The sequence below is a fragment of the Streptomyces sp. NBC_01320 genome (genome assembly GCF_035974375.1).
GTDB lineage: Bacteria > Actinomycetota > Actinomycetes > Streptomycetales > Streptomycetaceae > Streptomyces > Streptomyces yanii.
Genome location: NZ_CP108390.1, coordinates 3,985,873 through 4,005,486 on the forward strand (window position 1 = coordinate 3,985,873; position 19,614 = coordinate 4,005,486).

17 protein-coding genes are annotated in these 19,614 nt (G+C 69.0%); 6 read left to right on the plus strand and 11 right to left on the minus strand.

All coding sequences use genetic code 11. From position 1 onward, the window contains the following. The gene (locus tag OG395_RS18095; RefSeq protein WP_327242577.1) at nucleotides 1-1,224 is read left to right on the plus strand and encodes an IS110 family transposase; all 1,224 of its coding nucleotides are present in this window, start codon (nucleotides 1-3) and stop codon (nucleotides 1,222-1,224) included. Nucleotides 1,225-1,595: 371 nt separating this feature from the next. Here the strand turns inward: OG395_RS18095 and OG395_RS18100 are convergent, their stop codons facing one another. The 3 genes from OG395_RS18100 to OG395_RS18110 all read right to left on the minus strand — a co-directional run bounded on the left by OG395_RS18100 (nucleotide 1,596) and on the right by OG395_RS18110 (nucleotide 5,394). Further along, nucleotides 1,596-2,927 carry an enolase C-terminal domain-like protein gene (locus tag OG395_RS18100; RefSeq protein ID WP_327243898.1) on the minus strand — a complete coding sequence of 444 codons (1,332 nt, stop codon included), beginning with the start codon at nucleotides 2,925-2,927 and terminating at the stop codon, nucleotides 1,596-1,598. 51 nt (nucleotides 2,928-2,978) lie between these two features. Next, a complete protein-coding gene (locus OG395_RS18105) occupies nucleotides 2,979-4,316 on the minus strand; it encodes a gluconate:H+ symporter (RefSeq protein ID WP_327243899.1) in 1,338 nt (445 codons plus the stop codon). Between the two features lie 115 nt (nucleotides 4,317-4,431). Beyond that, on the minus strand, nucleotides 4,432-5,394 hold the full coding sequence (locus tag OG395_RS18110; RefSeq protein WP_327243900.1) for a 5-dehydro-4-deoxyglucarate dehydratase: 963 nt from the start codon (nucleotides 5,392-5,394) through the stop codon (nucleotides 4,432-4,434). 106 nt (nucleotides 5,395-5,500) lie between these two features. Here OG395_RS18110 and OG395_RS18115 point away from each other — a divergent pair, with 106 nt between their 5' ends. Continuing rightward, entirely contained in the window at nucleotides 5,501-6,289 is a 789-nt protein-coding gene (locus OG395_RS18115; protein ID WP_327243901.1) for an IclR family transcriptional regulator, read from the plus strand. Nucleotides 6,290-6,946: 657 nt separating this feature from the next. On the opposite strand, the gene OG395_RS18120 is transcribed toward OG395_RS18115, so the two are convergent. The 7 genes from OG395_RS18120 to OG395_RS18150 form a co-directional block, all read right to left on the minus strand. Continuing rightward, nucleotides 6,947-8,005 carry a vWA domain-containing protein gene (locus OG395_RS18120; RefSeq protein ID WP_327243902.1) on the minus strand — a complete coding sequence of 353 codons (1,059 nt, stop codon included), beginning with the start codon at nucleotides 8,003-8,005 and terminating at the stop codon, nucleotides 6,947-6,949. Between the two features lie 538 nt (nucleotides 8,006-8,543). After that, nucleotides 8,544-10,283, minus strand: coding sequence for a CocE/NonD family hydrolase (locus OG395_RS18125; protein ID WP_327243903.1), 1,740 nt, complete (start codon nucleotides 10,281-10,283; stop codon nucleotides 8,544-8,546). Between the two features lie 18 nt (nucleotides 10,284-10,301). Then, a complete protein-coding gene (locus OG395_RS18130; protein ID WP_327243904.1) occupies nucleotides 10,302-11,243 on the minus strand; it encodes an MBL fold metallo-hydrolase in 942 nt (313 codons plus the stop codon). A gap of 35 nt (nucleotides 11,244-11,278) precedes the next feature. Next, nucleotides 11,279-12,202, minus strand: coding sequence for an alpha/beta hydrolase (locus OG395_RS18135; protein WP_327243905.1), 924 nt, complete (start codon nucleotides 12,200-12,202; stop codon nucleotides 11,279-11,281). After that, a complete protein-coding gene (locus tag OG395_RS18140) occupies nucleotides 12,186-13,322 on the minus strand; it encodes an FAD-dependent oxidoreductase (protein ID WP_327243906.1) in 1,137 nt (378 codons plus the stop codon). Before OG395_RS18140 ends, OG395_RS18135 begins: the two co-directional genes overlap by 17 nt. 11 nt (nucleotides 13,323-13,333) lie before the next feature. Next, on the minus strand, nucleotides 13,334-14,287 hold the full coding sequence (locus OG395_RS18145) for a phosphotriesterase family protein (RefSeq protein WP_327243907.1): 954 nt from the start codon (nucleotides 14,285-14,287) through the stop codon (nucleotides 13,334-13,336). 50 nt (nucleotides 14,288-14,337) lie between these two features. Then, entirely contained in the window at nucleotides 14,338-15,312 is a 975-nt protein-coding gene (locus OG395_RS18150; protein WP_327243908.1) for a phosphotriesterase, read from the minus strand. 216 nt (nucleotides 15,313-15,528) lie between these two features. On the opposite strand from OG395_RS18150, the gene OG395_RS18155 reads away from it, so the two are divergent. From OG395_RS18155 to OG395_RS18170, 4 genes are read left to right on the plus strand one after another with little or no spacing between them, the layout of a single operon-like run. Then, a complete protein-coding gene (locus OG395_RS18155; protein ID WP_327243909.1) occupies nucleotides 15,529-16,701 on the plus strand; it encodes a cytochrome P450 in 1,173 nt (390 codons plus the stop codon). Further along, entirely contained in the window at nucleotides 16,698-16,886 is a 189-nt protein-coding gene (locus tag OG395_RS18160; RefSeq protein ID WP_327243910.1) for a ferredoxin, read from the plus strand. Before OG395_RS18155 ends, OG395_RS18160 begins: the two co-directional genes overlap by 4 nt. Beyond that, nucleotides 16,883-18,025 (plus strand): NAD(P)/FAD-dependent oxidoreductase, encoded by a 1,143-nt coding sequence (locus tag OG395_RS18165; RefSeq protein WP_327243911.1) that lies wholly within the window; start codon nucleotides 16,883-16,885, stop codon nucleotides 18,023-18,025. The genes OG395_RS18160 and OG395_RS18165 overlap by 4 nt, the downstream gene beginning before the upstream one ends. 10 nt (nucleotides 18,026-18,035) lie before the next feature. Next, nucleotides 18,036-18,962 (plus strand): LysR family transcriptional regulator, encoded by a 927-nt coding sequence (locus tag OG395_RS18170; protein WP_327243912.1) that lies wholly within the window; start codon nucleotides 18,036-18,038, stop codon nucleotides 18,960-18,962. Nucleotides 18,963-19,005: 43 nt separating this feature from the next. Here the strand turns inward: OG395_RS18170 and OG395_RS18175 are convergent, their stop codons facing one another. After that, nucleotides 19,006-19,614, minus strand: coding sequence for a TetR/AcrR family transcriptional regulator (locus tag OG395_RS18175; protein WP_327243913.1), 609 nt, complete (start codon nucleotides 19,612-19,614; stop codon nucleotides 19,006-19,008).

A 19,614-nucleotide genomic window follows, 5' to 3' on the forward strand; every position in this document is an offset into this window, starting at 1 on the left:
ATGGTCGACACGACCGCGACAGATCTCTTCCTCGGTCTGGACCTGGGCAAGGAGTTCCACCACGCCCACGGCCGGACCGCGGACGGCAGAACCGTGCACGACAAACGGCTGCCCAACACCGAGCCGAAGCTGCTGGAGCTGTTCACCAAACTGGTGGCGAAGTTCGGCACCGTACTGGTGATCGTGGACCAGGTCGCCAACATCGGCGCGCTGCCGTTGACGGCAGCCCGCGCGGCGGGCTGCCGGGTCGCCTACCTGCCCGGGTTGTCGATGCGGCGGGCAGCCGACCTTCACCCGGGCGAGGCCAAGACCGATGCCCGCGACGCGTTCGTGATCGCGGAGACCGCCCGGTCCATGCCGCACACCCTGCGCGCGGTGGACCGCGACGACGAGGTGCTGGCCGAGCTGACGATGCTCACCGGCTACGACAACGACCTGGCCGGCGAGGTCAACCGCACCACCAACCGGCTGCGCGGTCTGCTCTCCCAGATTCATCCTTCCCTCGAGCGAGTGCTCGGCCCGCGCCTGGCCTACCCCTACGTCCTGGCCCTCCTGGCCAGGCACGGCTCGCCGGCCAGGCTGAAGAAGCTCGGCCGCACGCGGTGCGAGGCTCTGCTGAAGGCACACGGCTCGCGCAAGGCCCACCACCTCACCACCGAGATCTACGACGCGCTTGCCGAGCAGACCCTGGTTGTTCCCGGCACCGAGGCGTCCGCGCTGATCGTGCCGGGCCTGGCCGCCCAGCTCGCCGCCGCCCATACCCAGCGTCAGGCCACCGAGCAGGAGATCGCCGTCCTGCTGGAGGCCCTCCCTCTTTTCCATCTCCTGACGTCGCTGCCCGGTCTGGGCGTCAGGACCACGGCCGCGGTGATCGTCGCGATCGGTGACGGCACCGGCTTCCCCACCGCCGGACACCTCGCCTCCTATGCCGGACTCGCCCCCGCCACGAAGTCCTCGGGCACCTCCATCCGCGGTGAGCACGCACCCCACCGCGGCAACCGGCTCCTCAAACGTGCCTTGTTCCAGGCCGCGTTCGCCGCGATCGGCTGCAAGAGCGACCCGTCCTCCCGGATCTACTACGACCGCCAGCGCGCACGCGGCAAGACCCACACCCAGGCGGTCCTCCGCCTGGCCCGGCAACGCGTGAACGTCATCCACGCGATGATCCGCACCGGCGCCCTCTACGAACCACGCACTCCGAGTGACGTCGACCTCGCAGCCTGACACCCCATCCGTCTGCCCTTCAGCCCTCCTCACGTCCGCACGCCGGCACGGCCACCCCCGTCCTGCCGGCCACCGAGCTGCCCACCAGGCACCCGATCCGCCGGGAACATCCCGCTTCGCGGGACGTTCCCGAAAACCAGGACCAACCCCTACGAACCAGCCCCGCCAGGCTTGACGAAACAGATAGGGGCACCCCCCAGGCCTTGAGGGCCAGGGGGACCCCCTTCCGCGTCGGCCAAAAGCCCTGGTGGCGCCTTGCCCAAGCTCTCCATTCCGTTCGAGCAGGGCAGACCCCGTCCGAGGACGTCCGGCCGCCTTGCGATCGCACGCACCGGACGACACTCCTCACGGGGCAAACACGGCCGGTCACGTCACTGGCGCACCAGACAGGGGCGCTTGGCGTCGAACGTCCAGCCGGGCACGAGGTACTTCATGCCGGCGGCGTCGTCCCGCGCCCCCAGCGCCTCTTTCCGGTAAAGCTCGTGGGCCGCGAGGAGGCGGTCCATGTCGAGTTCGATGCCCAGGCCGGGGGCGTCGGGGACGGCGATCTCGCCGTCGACGATCCGTGGCGGGGTGACGGTGAGCCGCTCCAGGCCCTCCTGCCAGATCCAGTGCGTATCCAGGGCGTTGTACTCGCCCGGGGCCGCGGCGCCGCAGTGCGTGATCATGGCGAGCGAGATGTCGAAGTGGTTGTTGGAGTGACAGCCCCAGGTCAGGCCCATCGCGTTGCACAGCTGCGCCACGCGCACCGAGCCCTGCATCGTCCAGAAGTGCGGGTCGGCCAGCGGGATGGAGACCGATTGCAGGGCCAGGGCGTGGGCCAGCTGTCGCCAGTCGGTGGCAATCATGTTGGTCGCCGTCGGGAGGCCCGTGGCGCGGCGGAACTCGGCGAGGATCTCGCGTCCGGAGTAGCCACCCTCCGCCCCGCAGGGATCCTCGGCGTAGGCGAGCGTGCCCACCAGCGGCGAACACAGCTCGACCGCCTCGCGCAGCGACCACGCACCGTTCGGGTCCAGGGTGATCCGCGCCCCGGGGAAGCGGTCCTTGAGCGCGCGTACGGCCTTGACCTCCTCTGCGCCCGCCAGAACTCCGCCCTTGAGCTTGAAGTCCCGGAAGCCGTACAGGTCGTAGGCCGCCTCGGCCTGACGGACGATCGCCTCGGGCGTGAGGGCCTCCTCGTGCCGGAGGCGGTACCAGTCGACGTCCGAGTCGGGCTCGCGAACGTAGTCCAGGTCGGTGCGGTCGGGGTCGCCGACGTAGAAGAGATAGCCCAGCACCCGTACGGAGTCCCGCTGCCGGCCGTCGCCGAGCAGGGCCGCGACCGGCACGTCGAGGTGCTGGCCGAGCAGGTCGAGCAGCGCCGATTCGACTGCCGTGACGGCGTGCACGGTGGTCCGCAGGTCGAAGGTCTGGGCGCCTCGTCCGCCCGAGTCGCGGTCCGCGAAGCGGTTCCCGATCTCGCGCAGGACGCGTTTGTAGTCGCCCACCTTCGCACCGACGACCAGAGTCTCGGCGTCCCGCAGCGTCTGGGTGATCTTCTCGCCGCCGGGCACCTCCCCCAGTCCCGTACGGCCGTCGGAATCCCTGAGGACGACGACGTTGCGGGTGAAGTAGGGGCCGTGGGCGCCGGAGAGGTTCAGCTCCATGCAGTCGCGGCCGGCGACGGGGTAGACGGCAAAGTGGGTGATGGTCGGCTGGCTCATGCTTGTCGGGTCCTTGGGTAGAAGGGCGAGCGGGGACTGTGATCAGGGGTTTCAGAGGTTGAGGAAGTCGAGGGCCCACTCGCCCGCCAGGACGCCGCCCAGGCCCAGGACCGCAAGCACCGTCGTATAGCTGGTACGGACCTTGATCGCCTCGACGACCGAGAGGTTGAAGTACTCCTTGAACAACCAGAATCCCGGGTCGTTGACGTGGGAGAAGGCGATCGACCCGCACGAGACGGCGAGCACCATCATCTCGGGGTGGGCCCCGCTGCCGGCCAGGAGCGGCAGCACCACGCCGGAGGCCGTGACGACGGCGACCGTCGCCGAACCGAGCGCGACGCGGAGGATGACCGCGATGAGCCACGCCAGGATGATCGGCGAGATCGACCAGCTCTCCGTGGCGTCCTTGATGTAGTCGGAGATCCCGCCTTCGACGAGGACGTTCTTGAAGGCGCCGCCCGCGCCGATCACCAGGAGGATCATCGCCATCGCCTGGGCCGCCGAGGAGCAGGAGGCGCTGACGTCCGCCAGGCTGCGGCCGATCCGCGGTCCGAACGCCCAGACCGCCAGGAGGAAGGTCAGAAGGAGCGTGATCGGCGCCGAGCCGATGAAGGCAACCACGTGCAGGAACGAGTTCTCGCCGGACGTGACCATGTCGGTCACGGCCGCGCCGGCGATCAGCACCACCGGGAAGAGGGCCACGAACAGCGACCAGCCCATGCCGGGCATCTCCTCGTCGGTGAACTCGCGCTCACTGACCAGGCCCTTGGGTATGGAGGGGTTCATCGCCTTGACGAACGGCAGGCGCGGCCACACGAGCGCGACGAGCGCACCGGCCGGTACGGCGATGAAGAGGCCGTAGAAGAGGGTGTGGCCGACAGAGGCGTGGAAGGTCGCGGCCACGGCGGTGGGGCCGGGGTGCGGCGGCAGGAAGCTGTGCATCGTGGACAGAGCGATCGACATCGGCAGGCCCACCCACAGCAGGTTCGCCCCGGTGACCCTGACCAGCGTGAACGCGATGGGCACGATGATGATGAACGCGACCTCGTAGAACATGGTCACGCCGATGAGCATGGACGTGACCACCATGGCCACCTGGACCCAGCGGGGGCCGAAGGCGTCGAGGAGCTTGCCGGCTATGCGCTGTGCGGCGCCGGAGTCCCCCATGACGCGGCCGACCATGGCGCCGAGCCCGATGGTGAGCATCGTGTCGCCGACCTGACCCCCGATGCCCTCCGAGAGGACGTCCGGGATGTCGACCACCGGAATCCCCCGGACCAGCGCGACGCCGACCGCGACGAGCAGGAGCGCGGCGAAGCCGTTGAGTTTCAGTCGGGTCATGAGAAGCAGCAGAACCAGAACGCTGATCCCGACTACAAGGAGTGGCATGTCAGTTCCCCTTTGAACTGTCGAACTGTCGAACCGCTGACCTGCTGGTGACTCCTCGTCGGAGCCGGTGGCAATGGCGGTGGGTGAAGAGGGTGCGGCAGGTGACGGGGCCGCGTCAGGCGGCGCGTCGGCGCACGGCTCCGACCAGGTTCAGCCCGTCGTCGAGGAGCTTCTCCAAGTCGGCGAGGTCAGCCGGGCCGGGGTCGGTGAGCGGGGCGCGTACGGGGCCGACCGGCAGGCCTCGCAGTCGGGCCGCGGCCTTGACCAGAGACACGGCGTAACCCGGTGCCCGGTCGCGCAGCTCGACCAGCGGGACGTAGAAGTCGCGCAGCAGTTTGTTCACCTCCTCGTCGTCGCCGCGCCGCAGGGCGGTGAAGCAGGCGTCGGCGATCTCCGGCGCGAACGCGTGGACGGCCGACGAGTAGGCCGGGACGCCGACGGTGGCGTACGCGCGGGCCTGCATCTCGGCGGTGGCGGCGCCGTTGAAGAAGAGGAAGCCGTCGGGTGCGGCGAGGGTGAGGCGCTGGAGCCGATCGAGGTCGCTGTGCCCGTCCTTCAGGCCGATGACCGTGGGGATCTCGGCGATCCGGCGCACGCTCGCGGCGGTGAAGACGACCCGGCCGCGCTGGTATGCGATGAGCGGCAGCCGGGTACCGGCCGCGATCCGGCGCAGCTGCTCGATCAGACCGTCCTGCGGGGCTCCGACCAGGTAGTGCGGCAGCACCAGCAGGGCATCGGCGCCGGCCTCCTCCGCGATGCGGGCGAACCGCAATGCCTGTGCCCAGCCGTAGCCGATCCCCGCCACCACGGGCAGCCGGCCGTCGGCGACCTCGACCGTGGCCTCGACAACCGCACGGTACTCGTCCTCGTCCAGCGCGCTGAACTCCCCGGTTCCGCAAGCCGGGAACACCGCGCCAGGTGCGGTGAACAGCTGGGCCGTCAGATACGCCCTGTACGACTCCAGGTCGAGGCTGCCGTCGTCCCGGAAGCTCGTGAGAGGGAAAGACAGCACTCCGCCCGCCATGCCCTCGCGCAGCCGATGAGCGACGCCTTCGATCTCCGCACTGAACCGTTCCATGAATCCCATCCCCATATGCAGATGACGTACATGTATGGGGACGGAGGTTAGGTGGGTGACCAGGGTGCGGTCAATGGGTGCGCCAACGCGGATTTAGAATGAGGCCATGCCGGAAAGCAGCGGGGTCCGTGGGGTGAAGTCGGCGGCCCGGACCGTCGCACTGCTCGAACTGCTCGCCGCGCGGGGCGACCGGCCCGCGCGCCTGGACGAACTCGCCAAGGAACTGGACGTCCCGCGCAGCAGCATGTACCAACTGCTGCAGACCCTCGTCGACTGCGGCTGGGTGCGCTCCGACACGACCGGCTCCCTCTACGGCATCGGTATCCGCGCCCTGCACACGGGCACGAGCTACCTGGACAGCGACCCACACGTGCGCACGGCCCGCCCCTATCTCGACGAGGCTTCGGACGCGCTGGGCGAGACGATTCATCTGGCCCGGCTCGACGGACCCAACGTCATCTACCTCGCCACGCGCGAGTCCCACGAGTACCTGCGCACCATCAGCCGGGTCGGCCGCCGAATCCCGGCCCACGCCGGAGCCCTCGGCAAGGCTCTGCTCGCCGAGCGCCCCGACGACCAGCTCCCGCTCCCTGAAGGCCCTTTGGCAGCCCTCACGGAGAACACCCACACCGAACGCGCCACGCTGCTCGCCGACCTCGCCGAAGTACGGAAGCGCGGCTACTCCGTCGAATACGAGGAGACGGTGCCCGGCATCGCGGGCTTCGGCTTCGCCCTGAGGTACGACACGCCGGCCACCGACGCCATCAGCTGCTCGGTGCCGGTGGCGCGACTCGGCGAGGAGCACAGGGCCCGGATCGTCGCGGTCATGCGGGAGATACGGACGAAGATCGAGAGTGTCCTCACACCCGCTTCAGGCGCTCCCGACTGGCGCTGACCCCCGCGGCGCTCCTCGTCCAAGCGGACCGCTTCTTCCAAGGGGCCGGAATGCAGGGGTAGTTCGCCGACCACTTCGAACCCGCCTTCGGGGCGTGACACTTCCCCGAGGCGGCCGCCGACGCACGCGGCGCTCGCACATGCCGTCGAGCCCGAAGCCGCTGACCGGGATGGCAGGGAGGCAGCCGTGCCACCTCCGGCGCCTCCCCGGTGCAAAGCTGATCACTTTGCAGGTCGGGCGAACGCACTGTGCGCGTTGGGGCATCGACCCCTACGGCTGAGTTTCGCCGGCGACGGACGGCTACCGTCCGCCGGGTGCCGGCGACGGACCGGGACCGGGTGGCGGCCTGCTGTCCCTGCGCGATCCGCCCACCGCCGAGACCGACGAGGAGGGAGGGAGGGATGAGCCCCCAGGTGTGTTCAGCCGGCGGCGGCATCGCGTATATCGCTGTGCGCCTCACCGTAGGACGCGGCACGGAAGGCGCTGATCATCCTCTCCCGGAAGATCGGTGTCCTGCGGGCCACCTGTACCTCGGCGCCCGGTCACTCGTGAGACGGCGGCCGTGCACATGGAGCGCCGGAATCTCGCAGGTTCTTCGTCTACTGGCGGTACAGGCCATACGCGGGCCCGTGCCCGACTGAGCTCTTTTCTTGAATTTCAGAGCATGATGAGCAGACGCGTCTTCGGCTTGAGCTTTCTATTCACCGAACGACTCTGCACGTACACCTCCAACTTGGGATTGTTCCCCGCCTTCACGGAGACGGTCCCCTGGATACCCGTACCGAACAGAAGGCTGCGCGCCGCGGCGCCCGTATAGGCGCGATCGGTGTCCTTCTCGACCACGATGACTTCCTTGTTCGGCTGAACCTGAGCCCTGGCGCCCAGCTGGTAGTAACACGAACCGCGCTCGTACGTCACGCCCGGATGCGAATCGACGAAGGGGCGAATCTCGACCTCCTTGTCGACTTTCAGGAGCCGATACTTGTCGGCCGGAATCGGTTCGAGGTTCGCCCGCACCTCGTCAACCGATATGTCCTGGCCAACGGCGAACAGGTTCTTCGTGCCGCGCACGCCCTGCTCGCGGCCCCGGAGGAAGCTGGTGGCGGCAGCGCGCACAGTGCCGATCGCCTCCTCGACACCCTCCTGGGAATCCGCATCCCAGATGGCGATGTTTCCGGCCGGGAAACCGTAATTCTGGGCGGTGCGCTTCGCCAGGGAGTTCGGAACGAGGATCGCGGACGTCCAGTGGCCCGGAAGCCCGCCCATCTTTGCCGTGATCTTGTCGAGCCAGGGGCCGAGGATGGTCATATCGCCGTCGTGCCGCCTGTCGCCCCCCGAGGCGTTCTCCTCGCCGTCCGTCACCACGATCTGGAGGAAGCTGTGCTCGCCGTATTTCTCCCAGATATGGCCCAGGTCGTCCAGGGACTTCAGAGAAGCCTCGATGAGGGCTGTAGCGCCATTGTTGACTTTGTACAGACCCCGCATGGACGGCAGATGCTTCACGTCCATGTCCCAGACCAGGTTCTCCACCTTGTGGTCGAAGGAGTAGAGGCTGATCCGGGTCTCATGGCCGAGACTGTCCGACTCAGCCTTCAGACCCGCTACGAACTCATCCACGACGCGGATGAGCTGCCCCTGGTGCTGATGCATGGAACCCGAACAGTCCACTACCAGCGCGACGTGATTCACCTTGTGCTGGATCTTGTTGGCGGACACGTTTCTGCTCCTTTGCCGAGGCTCCCCGAGTGATGCTTGAACCCTATGGGGAGGCACTGACAAAGGCGTTTGACGCACAATCACCTGGCGACCGTGCGAGACACCCAGGAGACGATCAGGCGCGCGTGGCGGCACGGCGGAGGTGGTGTTCCAGTACCTGGCGGCACGCGAACCGTTCACCGACCGCGCACTGCGTGCTGAACTCCTCAGGCGGCTCAACGACCTCGATGGCGTCGACATCCCGGAGGGCAACTGGAGCTGCGCCCCGACTTTCGTCTGTCACTGCGGGAGAAGGACCACGACCGCAAACTGCTCGCCGAGACCTTGGCATGGTTCCGAGACCACTGGGAAGACCGGGACACAGCCTGAGCACGCGGGCGCCGGGCCCATGGGCCGGACGCCCTCCGCTCACGCGTCGAAGAGTGCGCCCTGGCGGTCCTCGCCCCGCCAGGGCGCCCGGGGGCGGACAAGGCCACGCGCCTCGGTGGCGCCCGCCTCAACCGCTGCGCCGGTCTCCTTCGTGACTGCGCGCAGAGCCCTACCGTGTCGCGTCCGTTGCCGTGGATGTCGTGAACGGCAGCACGAGCCGGGAGGGGTGTGCGGCGTCGCGGTAGATCTTGTGGGTGACCGGGCGGCCCACCGGCAGGTGGAAGGCGTCCGGCGGCAGCAGGGCGTTGTGCTCGTCGGCCAGCGGCTCGGTGTTGGAGAGCTCCACAACCAGCTTGTGGTCCGGCAGGAACGTCGCCCCGAACGGGTACACGCGCAGCACGTACTCCTCGATCTTCCCCGGCTCGACCGGCACCGCCCGGGTGTGCGGGTGGTGGGGGTCGCCCTCCGTGGTGCGCTTCTCGTCGAGCTCGCGGTGCGAGGCCTTGAGGTAGGCGGTCGTGATGAGCTGACGCCTGCCGCCCGGGGCCTCGTCCCACATGCGCAGGATGAAGTTCGTGTCGGGCTGGTCGATCTCCACGAAGAGGTGCGCCGCTCCCTGACCGATCATCTCGGTGGGCTCGGTGAACGGAGCGGTACTCCAGCTGAGGGTCTCCACCTTGTCGGTCACCGTCAGCGGCGCCTGGTAGAAGCCGTCGGGGGCGGCGTGCTCGGCGCCCATGAGCTCAGGCTCGAAGGACAGCTTGCGGCGCGGGCGGAAGTAGAGCGACTTGTGCTCCACGCCCTTCGGCGGCCACTGCGCGCCGGTGACGGTCTCGCGCGAGCCCTCGACGTGGACGGTGACGGCGGGCTCGTCCATGATCCCGTTGTCGATGCCCTTGAGCCAGTACTCGTACCAGCGGAACATCTTGTCGTGCTCCTCGATGAAGGGGCGCGACTGCATCGGCGGGTAGGGGCCGATGTCGAGCTTCTTCGGGCCCTTCAGCGCCTTGTACACCTCGATGGTGCCGTCCATCGTCCAGCCGCGGCCCTGGTCGATCTGGAGCCAGACGGGGATGTCGATGTTGGGCGCGAGCGTGATCGGGTTGCGCTCCTCGTACCAGTCGCCGTCGACCTCGTTCATCACGATGTCGAACCAGGCCTCGTGGTTCTTCGGGTAGTTCAGCACGTGGACCAGGTTGGGCCAGGCGGCCACGTCCGGGTCCTGCAGCCGCTTGGCGACCTTCTCCTTGATCTCCTCGGGGGAGAAGGTCTCGAGCATGCGGGACTTGACGCCGTCGGTGAAGGCCCAGCCGGAGTCGCCACCGCGGCCCTCACGGGCGGCACGCGGCATGAACCACATGACGCCGCCGTGGTAGGTGGTCTCGTAGAAGTCGTAGTGGCCGCCGCTGACGAAGATCGCCTTGAGGCTCGGCGGACGCTCGGCCGCCGCCAGCACCTGCATCGAGCCGAAGTAGGAGATGCCGATCATGCCGACGTTCCCGTCGCACCACGGCTGCTGTGCGACCCACTCGATGAAGTCGTACGCGTCCTGGCCGAGCGAGACGCCACCGGCGTTGTAGTTGCCGATGTGCTCGCCCTCGGAGGCGCCGGAGCCGCGCAGGTCACCGATGACGTGAACGTAGTCCTCCTGGACGACGCGCGCGATGTCACCGGCCTCGATGCATCCGTCCCACATCGGGCTGGGGCGCCGCTGCGGCGGCGTGGTGAGCGCGAGAGCCTGCAGTTCCTTGCCGTACGGGCTGAGCGCCACGAGCGCCGGACGCGGCTTGTCGTCGACGCCGCTGTAGGTGTCGGCCGCCAGCATGACACCGTCGCGCATCGGCACTCGGAGATCCTTGCGGACGGCGATCTCCTGCCGGCCCGCCTGAATCGTCTGGAAGTCGGTCATGAGTGCGAAACTCCTGTACTACGAGTTCTGGTTGTGCTGCGTGCGGTAGCCGTGCATCGACGTGAAGAACGGCGACGGCTCGAGCGTGGGGTCGCCGGTGTAGCCGAGCTCCTCGGCGGTACGGGCGAACGGGGAGTACGGCGAGTCCGTCTCCTTCAGGCCGGCTTCCAGGCAGCCGCAGGCGGCCGCGGCGACGCGGCCCTCGACGGCGAGACTCTGGTCGATGGCCTCCTGGGCCTGCGTGGCGTCGAGCTCGACGCCGTACGGCGTGCCGTCGGCGCGGCGGTAGGGGTGTCCGAGGTACAGGTACTGCGGACGGATCTCGTCGCGCAGGTACTCCAGACCGGCGCGGTAGGCGACCGGGTCCGTGTAGCCGGGGAAGCCGTTGGCGGCCCCGTGGACCTGTACGGAGTCGCCGACGAACACGGAGCGCTGCCCGTCGACGACGTAGGCGACCGATCCGGGCGTGTGGCCCGGTATCGAGTGCACCGAGACGGTGACGTCGCCGCCGAGGGAGAGGGTCTCGCCGCCCTTGACGAGCAGGGTTGGCTCCATCTCGCCGGAGATGACGGCGTTCGCGGCGGCCGTCACCTTCGCCTCTCCCTCCGGGTCGCCCAGGTACCGGCCCCGTCCCGCGAGGTACTCCTCCACGTGGGCCCGCCGCGAACGGAGCATCGGCGCGTCGGCCTCGTGGATCACCACCTGCGCCCGCCGTCCGGTGAGCTCCCACAGGGCGTACGCCCCGCCGACGTGGTCGATGTGACCGTGGGTCAGCAGAATCCAGCGCACGTCCTCGATACGGCGCCCGATCGCCTCGAGGGCGGGAGCCATCCCTTCGGCGGGCGAGGAGCCGATCCCGGTGTCGACGACGGCCGGCTCGGGTGCGTCGATGAAGAAGCTGTAGAGACCGAACCGGCCCCACGGCGAGACCAGGGGATGGACGGTGGCTGCGTGCGTCATGGTCCTCTTTCTGAACTCGTACCCGGTCGGCCCGGTCAGCGCCGGCCGAGGAAGTCGCGCGTCTCCTCGAAGACCTTGTGGTACTCCGGGATCCAGGGGAAGTGCTGGACGAATCCATGGCCCGCACCCTCGTACCGGCTCACCGTCGCCTCCACGCCGGCCTCCCGCAACCGCCGGCCGTAGAGCTCGCCCTCGTCGCGCATCGGGTCGTACTCCCCGGTGACGACGAGGGCCGGCGGCAGCCCGCTGAGGTCCGCCCGCTTGATCGGCGAGACGAGGGGGTCCGCGGGGTCGGCGCCGCTGTCGATGTAGAAGGCGTTGAAGGGTTTCAGCCCTGCCGTCTCCAGGCCGAAGCCCACGGCGTTCTCCCGCAGCGAGGCATAGCGGTCGATGTCGAAGTCGAGGTCGAGCGAGGGGTAGTAGAGGACCTGGTGCGTGATCCGGTCGAAGCCGTCGTCGTGCGCCCTGGCCGCGACCGCCGCGACGAAGGTGCCACCGGAACTGTCGCCGGCGAGGGCGAGGGTCGTGCCGTCCCAGGCCAGGCTCCCGCCCTCCTCGGCGACCCAGCGCACGACCGCGTAGCAGTCGTCGAGACCGGCGGGGAAGGCAGCCTCGGGCGCCAGGCGGTAGCCGACGGAGACGACCTTGAGCCCGGTCTCCTTCGCCAGCGAGCGCGCGACGTGGTCGTGCGTGTCCAGGCTGCCGAGGAAGAAGGCACCGCCGTGGAAGTAGACCAGCACGCCGTAGCCATCGGCCTCGACCGGCGTGTAGATCCGTACTGGTACCTCGCCCGACGCCGCCCGCGCGGTCACGTCCTCGACCGCGTGGAGCGGCAGGCGCTCCTCGAGGGGAGCGACGTGCGCCTCGTCCGCGGCGCGCATGGAGACCGGGTCGAGGGGACCTTCGGGCAGGGCGGGCAGGCCGGCGAGAACCTTGGCGATCTCAGGATGCAGCGGCATGACGTCGCTCCTGCGGGGCAGCGGCTGCGGGCTTCTGACCGGGGAAGACGTCATCGATCTCTTCCTCGGTCCATCCCTGACGCGAGATGCGCTGCAGCTCGTCGGTCACCGGCTTGCGGGTGGCCTGGTACAGGGCCAGCGCCTCCTTCAGGGAGTCCGCCTGCCGCAGGGCGTCGGCGAGCGCTCCGGCGTCCTCGATGGCCGAGTTCGCGCCCTGGCCCTGGTGGTGCAGCATCGAGTGGGCCGCGTCGCCCACGAGGACGACGGAGTCCGAGTGCCACGTGTCGACCGGGTCGATGTCGTAGACCGCGCGGATGCTCACGGTGTCCATGTCGAGGTCGCGGGTGATGTTCACGAGACGCTCATCGAAGCCTTCCACCGTGGCCAGGAGGTCGTCCTTGGTGACCTGCGGTGCCCAGGTGCTGTCCGGGCACAGGGCGGTGATGTCGAACGACACCTGGCCCCGGTGGCGCAGCGGCAGCAGGTAGATCTTCGTGCCCCGGCCGATGTACATCCGGAGGTTGTCGTCGACGACCATCCCGTGGGCGTCGTCGGCGGGGATCACCGTGCGGTAGGCGTGCTCACCCGAGAACACCGGGCCCTTGTCGCTGAACAGCTGCCGGCGCACCACCGACTTGATGCCGTCGGCACCGACGACCAGGTCGGCCTCGACGGTCTTGCCGCCGGCGAAGGTGAGGGTGGAGCTGTCGCCGTTGTCCTGGACCGACTCCAGCTTGTGGCCGAGGTGGACCATGCCCGCGGGAAGCACACCGAGGAGGGCGTCGATGAAGTCACCGCGGTGGATCAAGTGGGTGTGGGTCTGCTCGCCGGCGGCCGGCCACGCCTCTTTCATGATCGGCTCAGCGGTGGCCGTGAGGATCTCGAAGTACTCGCTGGGCGAGCTCACCTTCGCGATCGCGTCGAAGATTCCCCACTCGCGGAAGCGGTTGATGGTGGCCGGACGCAGACCGATGCCGGCACCGACCTCCCGGATCTGGTTCGCCTGCTCGTAGACGTCGACATCGGCGCCGAGCAAGCTCAGGGCCTTGGCTGCCGCCGCGCCGCCGTACCCCGCGCCGACGATGGCGACTTTCAGGTTGTTCAGGTCTGAGGGCTGCATGGTGGTTCTCTCTACTTCTGGATGGTCAGGAAGTCGGCCGGGTTGTCGACGAAGATCGTCTTGATCGAGGCCTCGTCGAGGCCGGCGGCGCGGAGGTCCGGGATGAGGTCCTCGAAGATGTAGTTGACGGTGTGTCCCTTCACGCCCGGCCAGCCCAGCGGGCTGCAGTTGGCGTCGGCGGAGGCGAGGACCTGCTTCAGTCGGCCTTCACCGATGAAGCGGAGGAAGTGGTCGAGGCGCTCCTTGCGGGGGCGGGCCCAGAACGGGGGGTCCGGCAGGTCGGTCTCGTAGCCGAAGGTGTCGAAGCCGATGCGACCGCCCTGCTCCGCGATCCAGACGTCACGCGTCTTGTCGGCGTTCACGCCGTCGTCGACGTGCCCGAACAGGACGCGGTCCAGGGGGAGACCCTCTTCGTTGAAGATCGCGATCGCGTTCTCGGCGTCGATCGCGAGGTGGGTCAGGATCGGGACGCCCGTGGTGAGCGAGGCGCGGGCCGCGGCGCGGTAGATGCGCTTGTCCAGGTCCGTCATACGGCCGCCGCGGCTCACCCCGACCTTGATGACACCGGCGAGGCTGCCGGTGCTGCCGATGCCGACGGTGATCTCGTGGACGAACTGCCGGGTCAGGTAGTCCACACCGGCCCGGGCGAAGTGCGGCAGTGCGGTGTCGCCGCCGACGAAGCCGGTGCAGGCGACGATGTGGACGCCGGTCTTCGCCGACAGCGACTTGTAGTAGTCGACGTCACGGCCGTTGCAGATCCCGGTCGCGTCGACGAAGGTGCCGCCGCCGTGCTCGTGGAACGTGCGCAGCTTCGGGACGGTTTCCTCATACCGCTGCTCGGGGGCCTTCCACCACTTCGTGTCCAGCTCGGAGCCGGGCATGCCGTAGCCGATGTGCTCGTGGACGGCCACGAGACCCAGCTCCTCGGTCGGGACCGGCCCCAGGACGGTATTTACTCGCGACACAGAACTCACCTTCGAGAAAAGGGACTTGATGGGTGTTCGCGTCGGCGCGCTCAGCGCACCGACAGCAGGTCGCGCGGGTTCTCCACGAGAATCCGCTCCACGTCCTCGTCGCTGAGACCCTGCGCCTTCAGGAGTGGGACGAAGGTGGTCAGGACGTAGCTGTACGGCAGGTCGTTGCCGGCGTGGCCCTTCGCCACCCCGGTCGCGTTGCTCGAGAGCAGGATCCGGTTGCCGAAGCCGGCCTGCACGAGGCCGGCGACCAGGGCGGCGCGCTCGGCATCGGTGATGTGGGCCTCGTCCTCCACGCCGACGTGGTCGAGTGCGACACAGGCGCCGCGGCGGGCGATCTCGAGGGGCGCGCCGGCGGCGACGGCGTCCTTGCGGTCGAGTCCGCCGACGACGACGCGGTCGGCCGGCAGCTTCTCCTCCAGGACGATGCCGAGGTCGTGGACGGCATCGCTCCCGTAGCGGATGGAGACCGCGACGCCGGTGCTCAGGGCGGTCCGGGCCGCACCGCGGAAAAGGCTCTCGTCGGTCGCGGTCATGCCCTCGAGGGTCGCGGTGGTGGCCACCAGGCCGGCGGCGCCGCGTCGCTCCACGCGCGGGACCACCATGCCCTCGGTGATCTCCTCGGTGAAGAGATCGGCGAACTTCCCGGCCGGCCATGGCGTCGGCGGGTTGGTCTGCGGCGTGAGGAAGTAGCCGCCGAGCAGCTCCTCCGGGCCCTGGCCCGTCGAGGCGACGATGTGCACGCCGGTCGTGCGGGAGAGGGTCTCGTACAGCCGGACGTCCCGGCCGTGGAACATGCCGGTGCTGTCGACGATCGTGCCGCCGCCATGGGCGCGGAAGTCCTTCAGCTTCGCGGCGAGCGCCTCGAAGACCTCGGCGCGGTCGATGGTGACGTCGAAGGCGTACTCCGCACCCGGAACCACTGACAGCAGCGCCTCGTGGACCGAGACGACGCCCAGTTCGTCAGCAGGCACTGGGCCCAGGACGGTGTTCACGGTGTTGCTCTTGCCGCTCATGCCTGCCTCACGTGTCCTCCGGGGTGGGGTGCACTGCACCCCATGGCGTGTAGCCACGGTACTCATTCGGTTTACACGACGTCAATGAAATGAACACCGAGAAAAAACAATACACGCAGGGTAGGACGGACAAATAGCACACATGAATGCCATGCATGTAACAGCATGTAAAACATTCACTTGCTGAATGTAATGGCGGCCACTTCACTGGCGGGCATGACCAACCCACCCACCTCCGACATCGACCTCTTCGCCGACGAGGTCGTGCTCGACCCGTACCCCGTGTACGCCGAACTGCGGGAAGAGGGCCCCGTCGTCCACCTCCGGCGGAACGACGTGTACGCGCTGACTCGGTACGACGTCATACGCGGCGCACTCGCGGACTGGGAGTCGTACTCCTCGACCTCGATCGCGTTCAACCTGATGGCCAACGAGGCCCTCACCGGCACCTCGCTCGCGTCCGACCCGCCGGTGCACACCCGGCTGCGCGCAACGCTCACCGAGAACCTCTCGCCGCGCGCGCTGCGCGGTCTGAAGGGGCGGATCGAGGCCAAGGCGGACGCACTCGTCGCCGAGCTCGTCGGCAAGGGCTCCTTCGAGGCGATCGACGCCCTCGCCCGTGCCTTTCCCCTGGAGGTCGTCGCTGACCTGATCGGCTTCAGGGGCCACGTGCGGGAGAACATGCTGCGCTGGGGTCAGGCCGCCATGCAGGTCCTCGGCCCGATGAACCAGCGCACGGCCGAGAACTTCCCGATCGCCGGCGAGCTCTACGGATGGTGCTCCGAGGTCACGGCGGACGACCTGGAGGAAGGGTCCGTGGGCCGCGGCATCTTCGACGCCGAGGCACGTGGCGCCGTCCCTCCGAACACGGCCGGCCACATCATCCACCAGTACCTGGGCGCCGGCGTCGACACCACCGTGGCGGCGATCGGCAACGTCGTCGCCCTCTTCGGCTCGCACCCCGACCAACTCGACCTGGTCCGCAGTGATCCGTCGCTGGTGCCGGGAGCGTTCAACGAGGTGCTGCGCTTCTGGGCTCCCGTCCACGCCTGGGGCCGGCGCGCCGTCAAGGACGTCGAGATCGACGGGGCCGTCATCCCCGCGGGTGCGCAGATCGCGATCCTGTTCGGCGCAGGCAACCGCGACCCCCGGCACTATGAGAACGCGGACACCTTCCTCGTCGAGCGCGGTCCGGTCGACCACCTCTCGTTCGGCTACGGCCCGCACGGCTGCGCGGGCCAAGGACTCGCCCGCCTGGAGGCCCACGCCGTGATCGAAGCGCTCTCCCGGCGCGTCAAGCGCCTCGTCGTCGGACCCGAGGTCCGTGTCCCCAGCAACATCACCCGGAGCATCGAAGAGCTCCCCGTCCTGGAGGTGATCCCCGCATGAAGATCGTTCTCGACCGCCCCCGATGCGAGGGCCACGGCCTGTGCGAGGAGGCCGCCCCGCAGCTCATGCATCTCGACGACGAGGGCGAGCTGGTGCTCGACCGCGAGGAGGTCGACGGAGCCGACGCCGCCCTGGCGAAGGCCGCGGCCCGCGTGTGTCCGGTCGCGGCGCTGAGGGTCGCATGAGCGGCGGCACGCTGAACCGCGTGGTCGTCGTCGGCAACGGGATCGCCGGGCTCACCGCGGCCGACACGCTCCGTGAGGCCGGCTTCGACGGCGAGCTGACCATCGTCGGTGACGAACCGCACCCGGCGTACAGCCGCCCCGCCCTGTCGAAGGCACTTCTGCTCGACGGCGACGACATGTCGTCGCACGAGCTTCCGCCGGCCGGGCACGGGGCGACGGAGCTGCTGGGTGTGCGTGCGACCGGGCTCGACCCCGAGCGCCGGTTCGTCACCCTCGACGACGGCTCGGCGCTGCCGTACGACCGCCTCGTCCTCGCCACCGGCTCCCGCGCGCGACGGCTGTCCGAGCTGCCCGAGGAGTTCACCCTGCGCGGGCTCGACGACGCCCTCCGGCTGCGGGACCGGCTGGCGGACCGGCCGTCGGTCGTCGTGGTGGGCGGAGGCGCGCTCGGCATGGAGGTCGCCTCCGGATGCCTGGCCGCAGGCTGCCGGGTCACCCTGGTCTCCCAAGGGGTTCCCCTGATCGCCCAGCTCGGTCCGTACCTCGCCGACGTGTTCGTCCAGGCCGCGCTGGACCTGGGGCTCACCCTCGTCGAGACCGGTTCGGCGCGGCTCGAACAGCGCGCGGGGGAGGCCCGAGTGGTGCTCGACGACGGCGCCGTCCTCGAGGCGGACATCCTCCTGACCGCCGTCGGCGACGTGCCCAACACGGAGTGGCTCGCGGACACGGGGCTCACGGCGAAGGGCGTCGTCCCGGTCGACTCGCGAGGACTGGTCCGCCCCGACGTCGCCGCCGTGGGTGACCTCGCGGCCTTCCCCACTCCGCACGGGCTGCGCCGCGTCCCTCTCTGGAGCAGCGCGATCGAGCAGGCGAAGGTCGCCGCGAGGGCACTCGTACACGGCGACGACGCACCGCCGCTGCGGTTCCAGACGTACTTCTGGACCGAGCAGTTCGGGCTGAGCCTGAAGGTGGTGGGCGATCTGCCGCTGGACGGGGAACCGACGTACGTCGACGGCGGGCCTGGTGGCGGACCGGCGTTGATGCGCTGGTCGCACGGCGACGGCACCGGTGTGGCCGCGGCGCTCAACCACCGGATCCCCATCCCCCGGCTGCGTCGTACTGCCCGGGCGGCCGCGTAGGGTTTGTTGCATGGGCGACCAGGGAGAGGGCACCGCGGGCTCGGGGCTGGACCGACTGGCGTCGGTCAACCTCAACCTGCTGGTGCCCCTCCTCGCGCTCCTCGAGGAACGTTCGGTGACCAAGGCGGCGGAACGGGTCGGTCTGTCCCAGCCGGCGATGAGTCACGCCCTCACGAGGATGCGGCGGCTGCTGGGCGACGACCTCGTCGTCCGTCAGGGTCCGGGAGTCACGCTGACCCCGCGGGCACTGGAGCTGATCGCGCCGCTGCGCAGCGCCCTGCAGCAGACCGCGCAGATCGTGAACTTCCCCGTCTTCGACCCCGCCAAGGACCAGCGCGTTGTCACCGTCGCCATGACGAACAGCACGGCCTTCGTCGTCGGCCCCCGGCTGATGCGGCTCGTCGCCGAGGGCGCTCCGCATGTCACGTTGCGGGTGCGTACGATCACGGTGCCGAACGAGGCCACCTTCACCGACAGGGGAGTCGACGTCGCGCTGATCTCCGAGGGACACTTCTCGCCCTACCCGCGCGAGCGCCTGTACAACGACCGCTGTGTGGTGGTGGCCTCGCCGGACGCACCGCCGGAAGCGAGCGCGCTCGACCTCCTGACCACCCAGCCACACATCGTCGTGGACACCGATCGGCGCGTCTTCCCGTATCCGGTGCTGGAGGAGCAGGGGATCCCCTATCGCGTCGGCCTGTGGATCTCCGACTTCCTGCTGGTGCCGTTCCTGGTCGCACGCGCGGAGGGCGTCGCCCTCCTGCGCCACCAGGTCGCCGCCACCATGCGGACGCTTGCCGATCTGCGGATCGAGGAGTTCCCGTTCCCGCTTCCCGGGCTGGGGATCGACATGGTCTGGAACCCCCGACTGTCCGATCACCACTTCATCGAGTGGCTCCGGGCGCTGCTGTTCGACGCGGCGCCGAAACAGGACTGACGCCCACCGCCCGGACCGTGTCGGTCAGGTCAGCAGAGCCATGTCAGGTCAGCAGATCCACCCAGCTGGCACTGAGCTCGCCCAGCATCTGCTCATGGGTGATCTTCCAGTCGGCGCGGTGCCAGTTCTGGGCGACGAAGTCGAGCTGTGCCATCGCGAGAACGCCCCGGAAGTGACGCTGATGAGGCTCGAATCGCCCGGCCGCCGTCAGCCCGTCCTCGATGTCGCTGATGGCCTCCTCCAGCCATCGCTCGACCAGGTCGGCCAGCTCCGGCTCGATCACCGCGGCATCGCGGCCGATGCGGATGATCGGCCGGATGGCCGGCCAGTTGTCGGCGGTTCGCCGCAGCCACGCCTTGATCGCTTCCGGTGTTCCGTCGACGACGGTGGCGACGAGGTCCTGCGCCGTCGAGCCGTGCTCGTGGGAACGGACGCGCTGCAGCGCCTCGTTGAGCTGCTCGTCGATAAGTGCCTTCATCAGGTCGCTGCGGGAGGGGAAGTACGCGTAGAACGTGACGCGTGTGGTGCCCGCCGCGGTCGCGATGTCGTCGACCGTGGTGGCGGAATACCCCTTCGTCTTGAACAGCTCAAGCCCTGACTCCAGCAGCAGACGGCGCGTCATCTGCTTCTGCGCCTCACGAAGGTTCGCCAT